An 8,486-nucleotide genomic window follows, 5' to 3' on the forward strand; every position below is an offset into this window, starting at 1 on the left:
GTTGTTTGGTGTTGGCAATTCGTACACTCGTAAAGAGGTAAATTACGAGTCTTAATTTCGTAAGCCTTCTGGTGCTGACATTTTGGACAGTGATATCCCTCAGGCCACTTCATCTTGAACAAATGCTGATGGCAAGCTTCCTCGGTTTGAAACTTCTTTTGAAATTGAATAAGATTCATCGATTCTTGCTTTGCCATAAAAATCACTCCCGAACATATGTTTGATTTCATTATACCAAACATTAGTTCGTATTTAAAGACATTCCTGAGCTAACTGGATAATCAAAATATTTTTAAATACAAGATAGTCCAAGTTGTATTTTGTGTAACAATACACCTTTAGTATTATTTTCATTCTTGAGGGTGGCGTCGGTAGATGTCATGGTACTTTCTACAAACATCACTCAACCGAGAATATGGATTCAACCATAAGCCTCGTCGCTTACCCCAAACAGCAAAAAAGGCATCCCAAAAGGAATGCCTTTTTACGATCACTTGCACGCATCAGTCTTTGTCTTTCGCGTCTTTCTTGCGGTCAACCCATTTCTCAATAGATGGGGTTAATTGATCTTTTATGGACATGACAAGCTTGTCCTTCGAAATGCCCTTAGACTTGGCAATCTCAGCTAGCGACTTGCCGGAGCGCAGCTGGGCGTGAAGTTCGTCCTTGCTTAGACCGAGAGTCTTTGCCAGTTTCTCTGTATCCGGCTTCAGCCCGAACTTATGCCACTTGCCGTGGCCATCATGACCATCTAACAAGTTTTTCTCGTTGAGGATGAACTTTAAATGCTCACTGAGCTTCATCTTCATGTGCTCGCCTTGATCAGCTGTCAGCTTGCCGTCTTTGACGGCCGCTTCAATTTTGCCTGTTCGAAGCTGCTGCAGCTTGGCAGTCAAGTCGGCTTCGCTGATGCCTTTGTCCGCGGCTGCTTCTACGATGCTTTTGCCACTTTTCAGTGCTTTGACTAGCACTTCTTTGTCAACACCGATGACCGTAGCAGACTCATCGACAATCGGCCATTTTCGGCGATGACCGCCTTGTTCCTTCTCATCTGACTGTTGCAAACGAATCGTTTGCTCCTGATCCTCAGAAGGAGATTGAGCGGCAGCCGTTCTAGCAGGAAGTGCAGTGCAGCCAAGAGCGATTGTGAGCGCAATTGAGCTCACCATTAGCTTTTTCATATAAGTGGGGTTCATACTTTTTAATCCCTCCTTTCCTGTTGGATTAGGACTACAGCGCTTAGTCTGTGCAGGAGGAGTTAATTTTACTTTAAAGGAACCTTAGTCCCACATAAAAATTTCCATAAATCCGATTTACTTTGCGTTAACTGCCATCTGATAAAGGGGGATGAGCTTCTCGAAGGTTTGCTTAATAAGCAGCTCAAGCTCAGCCGGTTTCCCTAGCACGGGGTCCTTGAAACTGAGGTTGCGACCGATTAGCAGCTCCGCTTTTTTGACATCGCGGAAACGAATTAATGCATCGTTCCAACCGCTGCGGTCTAAATCGGAAAGGGGGGTAACGTCTTTTTTCATATGATCGAAGGAAAGAACAAAATCGGATGGAATTTCCTTCTGCAAACGGTCAATTTCTTTCATGTATGTAGTTGCAATGTTGCTTTTATTCGGGAGCTCATAAATAAGTGCCAACCAAATAAACACACGATCATCAAATAGACCTACTTGGAAGTGAGGTACCTGTTTATACCCTCGTTTGTTAGGACAAATCGCCAGCCATGTATCAACGGGGGGATTCACTTTTCGTCTTAAGTGTTTAGCGATATGTAGGAACATTTCTGTACCGGAAAGGACGGACAAATCCTGAGCCAAAGAATCACCTAATGCTTTGAATTTAGGCTGAATACGCTCTCGAATGGCTTCCATTCGTCCATCAAGACCCTCTATAGCAAAGGTATCGAAATCATGCTGTGCAAATCCAGTGAAACTCATCTGTTTAATTCCTCTTTTCAATTACGTTTTCAATTATTCTAAAGCAATTCGAGTTTTCCCGCAATGATTACGAGTTTCGTAGAAAGGAAGTAGGTCATTGGACCGATTTCTTGGGAGAAAAGCAGGAAAAAAGTGGAACCATGCCGAAAGATAGGTTAACTATCAATTAGGAAAGACAGGAGAATTTATACATATGAAGATGTCAAAATGGTCTAAAATTGCAGTGCTTGGTACGTTGATGGGAACTTGTTTCACAGCAGGTGTTTACGCACAGGATGTGCTGCAACGCGTCGATGCTTACTTAAGAAATGATTTTAAAGTCGTCGTGAATGGGCAAGAAGTGAAGCTGGCGAATCCGCCTTTAATTTATAATAATTCAAGTTATTTGCCTGTAAAAGAGCTGGGAACTTACCTAGGGGCGGTTGTGAATTGGAAGGACAGCACGAAAACAATCTATCTGAATTCCCGTGTCAATCCTCAGCAGCCTGCGGAAGGCAATGAAACGAATTATACGGAAATTGTGCTGCAGTATCCGTATCCTCAGTATTTGGATTATTTAGGGGGGACTTACCCGGTTCTTGTCAATATAACGGATCAGACGTATTACCGATTGAAGGATTTGGATCGAATGGGTGTCTCTACAGGCGGTTTGCGAAAAGCGAAGGAAAAGTATTCCGAGGATATCTATGTGAGTGAGGAAGAATTGAAAAAGAGCTGGAAAGAAACGCCGCAAATTTCCTATCTCATCAATGAACCCATCGTCATTACAGGGGAGCAGGATCCAGTTAAGCTCAAGACAATCAGAGCGTATGTGGAAGGTTTCCGATACTATGAGATCAATAAAGTACCTTACATGACGAATCCGATTATCATTGATGCGCTGCCTGAAGAGAATACATACAGCTATTTACTGACGGAAAATGGGCATTTCTATCGTACAACTCTCAAACTGACGCAAATTAATGGCAATAATAATAAGCCGGATTATGTAGTTGGAAGCTCCTCCAAAGAGGACATCCAGGTGACGAGAGTTAAATAATTAACTGCCGGTGCCTGATTGCTTTTTTAAATAAAAAATAGCAATTTGCGTGCGATCTCGGAGGTTCAGCTTACTGAGAATTTCCGTAATATAGTTTTTAACAGTACCTTCGCTCAGGAATAACTCCTGGGCGATTTCTTTATTGGACAGACCTTCAGCGATTTTCGCTACGACTGCTTGTTCACTGGCTGTTAATCCATATCCACTGAGCGGTTTGGGTGCATGTGCGTTCGAGGATGAACTCGGGCTGATAAAGGTCGTCAATTTCTTGGCAATATCAGCATGAATAAGTAGATTGCCTTGTTCTACTGTCTTGATTCCTTGAATAATTCGATCTGGCGAAATATTTTTGAGCAGATAACCGCTGGCTCCGTTTCGCAAGGCCTGAACGATAAATTCATCATCGTCGAATGTGGTCAGAATAAGCACAGCAATTTCCGGATAAGCTTGCTTAATCTTTAATGTGCCCTGCACGCCGTCACAGATTGGCATCCTTATATCCATCAGGACAACGTCAACCTGGACGCCGTTCTGAATAAAAGCAAGCGCTTCGTCCCCATGCGTGCACGTGCCAACAACCTTAATATTTTCGTCAAGTCCAATGATTAATTGTAAGCTTTCGCGGATGAATGGATCATCGTCTGTAATAAGCACATGAATCATGATGCGTTCAACCCTTTCTTAGATAGATTCAATTTGGCGAAAAGTGGGCAGAACAGTCGTTACTGTAAATCGATCTTCGACCGACACCGTAAGCTGACCGCCAATGAGCTTGCTTCGTTCTTCCATGCCGGACATTCCTAGTCCGTTCACACTGCGTTCATTAGGCCGTTTACCGTTATTCGAAATACACATGGTAATCTGTTTGGGTTCATAGGTTAACTGAATTAGAACCTGGGTTGCGGACCCGTGACGAATGGCATTCGTGATGGCTTCTTGTGCATTACGGTATAGAATGAATTCTAGACTTGGATACAGCACATAGGGCATCCCTTGCATCTCAACCTCAATAGATATCCCATTATCTGCTGTCAGTCCTTCAATAAGCCTCTCCAGCGAATAGGTTTGCAGCGTTTCTTCATCTGGTTTCAGTCTACGTACGGTTGAGCGAAGCAGTTCCATGCTTTCTGTTAGCTGGTCACGGACCGACATTAACATGTCTACTCCTTTTTTGTGCTGCGTAGGAAGGATTTGCAGGGATGCTTCCATCATCATTTTAAGCCGTATCAGCTTATGTCCCAAATCATCATGAATATCTCGGGAAATCCGATTGCGTTCGTCTGTTTGCGCGATGTTTTCGACTTTCCGGGCGTAATCCATTAACTGAGCGCGAGCTTCGTCCAGCTCGTAATGCTGCCTCCGAAGCCTATCATAGAGCAGCTCAATTTCCTCTTTGTTTTGCACCGTCTGGAGCATCTGCAGCAGGAGCAGTGTCAGAGATATGAAGATCAGATTGGCAATTAGGTAGTAGCTGCTTGACTGATTATGTAAGGATATGTTCAACAGAATCAAGTGAATGCTCACGATATAGTAACGAATATGACTATTTACGGTGGTTACATAGGATATGAGCGTGGAGTAAAAGGTGATGAACAAAATGCCGTCATAGTGATAGCTCATCCATCCGCTGAATCCGATTTCAAGTAAAAGCGTCCATGCTGACTTCGAGAATATCTTTCTGCGCAGCTCAGCGATCCAAATGAATATAAGAATGAGGAAAACATACATCCCGTTGGATGAATAGCTTTCGATATACATCGAGGCAATCGCTGGAATGAGAATGAGTAAATAACGGGTTAAAGAGCTTAATTGTGTCAATCGATTTCCTTCCTTTGCACGGCAAGTGTAAGCAAAGTATACCATAATAGCCAAGCGGGTTAACACGTCTAATAGACAGAAAATGACTTTCGTCACCTTTGAATAATGACTTATTCTACCTGTTAGTGGGATCCCTTAGAGATACAATGATTGTAATAACACCTGTTGGAAAAAGGGAAAAGGGAGTGGATCTTGTGAGCTTTGTTCATATAAAAAATGTTGTCAAAAAGTATAGTAATCAAATTTCTGTTGATCATTTGAATTTATCGATTCAAGAAGGTGAAGTTTTCGGATTGTTAGGCCCCAATGGTGCTGGGAAAAGCACAACGATCAAAATGCTGAGCGGACTGCTCAAAATCGATCAAGGTGAAATGTTTGTTGATGGGCTCTCGGTTGCGAAAGATACGATTGAAGTGAAACGGAGAATTGGTCTTGTTCCACAGGATCTCGCGATCTTCGAAAACCTAACAGCACGAGAAAATGTCACATTTTTCGCGAAACTGTATGGATTAAGAGGCAAACTGCTGAAAGACAGAGTGGAGGAAGCGCTGGAATTTGTAGGATTATTGGATCGAGCTCGTGATAGACCAAATTCCTTTTCTGGCGGGATGAAACGGAGATTGAATATCGCGTGTGCCATTATGCATCGTCCAAAGCTGATTATTATGGATGAACCTACCGTTGGCATCGATCCTCAGTCCCGAAACCACATTCTGGAATCGGTTAGGACGCTGAACCGTATGGGTTCAACGATCATTTATACCTCACATTACATGGAGGAAGTGTCCGCCATATCCACGCGGGTCGGCATTATGGATCATGGGCATCTCATTGCTTGCGGAACTCAAGAAGAATTGCGCGGTAAAGTGGAGCAGGACAATAAAATTATCATTCAATCAGCCAATCTGAAGGAAGAAGCTGTAAAGGAGCTTAGGGATCATCCGCGGATTAAGCAAGTTACCATTCATGAGCAGACGCTTGAGCTGCTGGTGGGTTCCTCCCAAGCCTTTTTGCAGGATATCCTGTTCATCCTTTCCAAACATGAAGTGAAAATCCAATCGCTCACACAGGTGGAGCCTGATCTTGAGGCCTTATTCCTGTCGTTGACCGGAAGAACCTTACGGGATTAGGAGGAGGCTGCCATGCCGATTTGGATCATCGCGAAGTATGAAATATTGCGTTTTATGCGCATGCGATATGTACTTGTTATTCAGTTATTGATGCCGCTTTTACTTATATTCATTTTGGGGTCGGCGCTTTCCGGTGCGTTCAAAATGGAAGATCGGACGCTGAAGCCCGTTAAGGTAGATGTGGTGCAGTCAGATTCAGGCGTCTTGCGTTCAGGGTTTACAAGCTTTCTCAACGCACCAGAAGTAATGAAGATTATACAGCCAATGAATATCCAATCACGTGATGAAGCAGTAAAACGGCTTAAGTCAGGAGATTCCGAGTTCGCACTCATCATTCCAAGTGATTTTAGCAGCCGCGTGCTTGAGGGAAAAGAAGCGGAGTGGGAAATGATTCTAGGCCAGGATTATCGCCAGAATTTGACCGCTAAGATGGCGCTTCGCTCCTTTTTGGATCAAGTTAATTACATGCAATCCGCAATCATTTCGGCAGGTCCCGGGGCAGCGGAGATCTTGCAGAAATATGGTAGTGACAGTTCATTTAAACCGGTAGCGGAGGCTTCTTCGCATGTACGTCTAGGCAAGCTAACTTCCACTAATTCCAACTATACGGCAATGCAGTATTACACAGCGTCTATGCTTGTCATGTTTTTGTTATATTCCGGCATGGGGGCGGCATTGGGTTTGCAAGGAGAGAAAGAAAGGCACACGTTATCCCGACTAAATGCGATGCCCATTCATGAATATCAAATTTTGTTGGGTAAAATTCTAGGAAGCATATTTAGTTCAATCGTTCAGGCATCGCTCGTTATTGGTGCAACTATGTTATTTTATGGTGTCAATTGGGGGAATGATTTCTTCCACCTCTTCGTGGTTTGCTTATTGATTATCGTAGCATCGATGAGTCTAGCGATATTGATTATGCTGGCAGCGAAATCGTCTAAAGCTATCGGCACGACATTCCAGATGATCATTCTTGCCATGACTTTCCTAAGTGGAGGCTTCACACCTCTTCCAGAAGGACTGCTGCAGCGGATCGGAGAGTTTACGCTCAATCACTGGGCTATGCAGAGTATGATTCGTATTATGCTCGGAAGTGACGCTGCAATCATAGGGCATCATATATCGATCTTGGCGTGTATTAGCGGAGGATTGTTGCTTCTAACCCTGATTGTTTATCGGAAGGCGGGATATCATGAATAGCTTATTTATAGCAATCAATATGCTGCGTCGTACACTTTTTCAGAAAAAAGGCTTTCTTATGTATTTAGTCATTCCAGCAGCAGTGGTTTCGCTAATCATTGGTGTGATTGGTCAACAGAGCGACCACGGGGTTGATATTGCTTATATCAATTTGGATCAGGGAGCAATGGGGTCCCATCTCTTGCAAGAACTTTCGATGCTGCCAGATTATCGGCTCAAAGAAGAAGCTTCTGACACAGCTTTAAAAGAAGTCATCACGAAGCAAAAAGTGAGCAGCGCCTTTGTGATTCCTGAAGGATTCAGCGAGACGTTGATGAAAGGCGCATCTGCGCAAATAGATATGTACCAACTAAACATGAATGAGGCTTCGATCACGCTCAAAATCAATCTGGATAGTATTCTATCTAGATATCAAGGAGCGATTGAGCTTCATAGCCAGCAAGGGCTTCAAGGAGCAGCACTTCGCGAAGCCGTGGAGAAGACTATGTCTCAGATGGAGAAGCATCAGGTGAAGGCGAAAGTCACTGATTTTAACTTGTACGTAAATCCGAATATGAATACCGTCATTGGTTTCATGCTGATGTTTATGATGGGTTTAATCAATAATACCGTTTCCGTGATCATGGACGATCGAAGACAACGCACAATGGCTAGAACGTATTCGGCCCCTATTCATTCTTACGAAATCGTACTTGGGAATTTCATAGGCAGCTTCTTGGTTGGGACTCTGCAGGTTCTTGTCATCCTTTTGTTTACACGTTATGTAACGAATTATGATTACGGACTTCCGTTCGTACCGCAGTTTGTAATTTTGGAGTTTTTCTTATTAGCCAGCATGGGAATTGCCAGCACGGTAGCTAGTATGGTTAAGAATGCGTCGAATATGAGCGTGATTAATTCCCTTGTTGTTACCCCAACGTGTATGCTGGGCGGATGCTTCTGGCCGATCAGTCTGATGCCGGACTGGATGCAGAAGATTGCGAATTTCGTTCCGCAAAAATGGGTGATAGAGGCCATTCTGCGAATGGCTTCTGGTCAGACACTTTCGCAGATGTGGATGCACATGGGCGTGCTCACCTTGTTTGGACTGATTCTATTGGGCGTCGGTTCGGTCATTCTTCGACCAGGTGATGCGGAGGTTAGTTAAAAAAAATAAAAAGGGCTACCTGCTTCTGCGAGGCCACTGAAAAAGTTCCTTAACTACATCAAAGGGGTATAGCCACTCAAAAAAATTGAGGATGCTGTACCTTTTTTTCGGTATGATTAGGGTATTAATCTGGAGTAGGTGAGTGTGTTGATTCAACAACAGCGATCCATGACGTTAAGTCCATATATAGAACTATATAATTTAAT

General features: G+C 43.5%; 9 protein-coding genes. 4 read left to right on the forward strand and 5 right to left on the reverse strand.

The annotated features are described in order from the left end of the window. From G519_RS46440 to G519_RS0136810, 3 genes are all read right to left on the reverse strand, one after another. Window positions 1-197: transposase (locus tag G519_RS46440; RefSeq protein WP_036635308.1), on the reverse strand; the 197-nt coding region annotated here is incomplete at its 3' end. A gap of 306 nt (window positions 198-503) precedes the next feature. Continuing rightward, window positions 504-1,196 (reverse strand): hypothetical protein, encoded by a 693-nt coding sequence (locus G519_RS0136805; protein WP_029198816.1) that lies wholly within the window; start codon window positions 1,194-1,196, stop codon window positions 504-506. Window positions 1,197-1,313: 117 nt separating this feature from the next. Then, window positions 1,314-1,946: a YktB family protein gene (locus G519_RS0136810; protein ID WP_029198817.1), complete on the reverse strand. Its 633-nt coding sequence runs from the start codon at window positions 1,944-1,946 to the stop codon at window positions 1,314-1,316. 193 nt (window positions 1,947-2,139) lie between these two features. On the opposite strand from G519_RS0136810, the gene G519_RS0136815 reads away from it, so the two are divergent. After that, complete coding sequence (locus G519_RS0136815; RefSeq protein ID WP_029198818.1) at window positions 2,140-2,985, forward strand: stalk domain-containing protein; 846 nt, start codon at window positions 2,140-2,142, stop codon at window positions 2,983-2,985. Here G519_RS0136815 and G519_RS0136820 read toward each other — a convergent pair whose 3' ends face one another. After that, window positions 2,986-3,648 (reverse strand): response regulator transcription factor, encoded by a 663-nt coding sequence (locus G519_RS0136820; RefSeq protein ID WP_029198819.1) that lies wholly within the window; start codon window positions 3,646-3,648, stop codon window positions 2,986-2,988. An 18-nt stretch (window positions 3,649-3,666) separates the two neighbouring features. After that, the gene (locus G519_RS0136825) at window positions 3,667-4,803 is read right to left on the reverse strand and encodes a sensor histidine kinase (protein ID WP_029198820.1); all 1,137 of its coding nucleotides are present in this window, start codon (window positions 4,801-4,803) and stop codon (window positions 3,667-3,669) included. Between the two features lie 194 nt (window positions 4,804-4,997). Here G519_RS0136825 and G519_RS0136830 point away from each other — a divergent pair, with 194 nt between their 5' ends. The 3 genes from G519_RS0136830 to G519_RS0136840 are packed head-to-tail and all read left to right on the forward strand — an operon-like array spanning window position 4,998 to window position 8,280. Then, a complete protein-coding gene (locus G519_RS0136830; RefSeq protein WP_029198821.1) occupies window positions 4,998-5,933 on the forward strand; it encodes an ABC transporter ATP-binding protein in 936 nt (311 codons plus the stop codon). 12 nt (window positions 5,934-5,945) lie between these two features. Further along, window positions 5,946-7,133, forward strand: a complete 1,188-nt coding sequence (locus G519_RS0136835; RefSeq protein WP_029198822.1) for an ABC transporter permease — start codon at window positions 5,946-5,948, stop codon at window positions 7,131-7,133. Then, window positions 7,126-8,280 (forward strand): ABC transporter permease, encoded by a 1,155-nt coding sequence (locus G519_RS0136840; RefSeq protein WP_029198823.1) that lies wholly within the window; start codon window positions 7,126-7,128, stop codon window positions 8,278-8,280. The genes G519_RS0136835 and G519_RS0136840 overlap by 8 nt, the downstream gene beginning before the upstream one ends. Window positions 8,281-8,486: the final 206 nt, after the last annotated feature.

The sequence above is a fragment of the Paenibacillus alginolyticus DSM 5050 = NBRC 15375 genome, assembly GCF_000422905.1.
Lineage (GTDB): Bacteria > Bacillota > Bacilli > Paenibacillales > NBRC-103111 > Paenibacillus_E > Paenibacillus_E alginolyticus.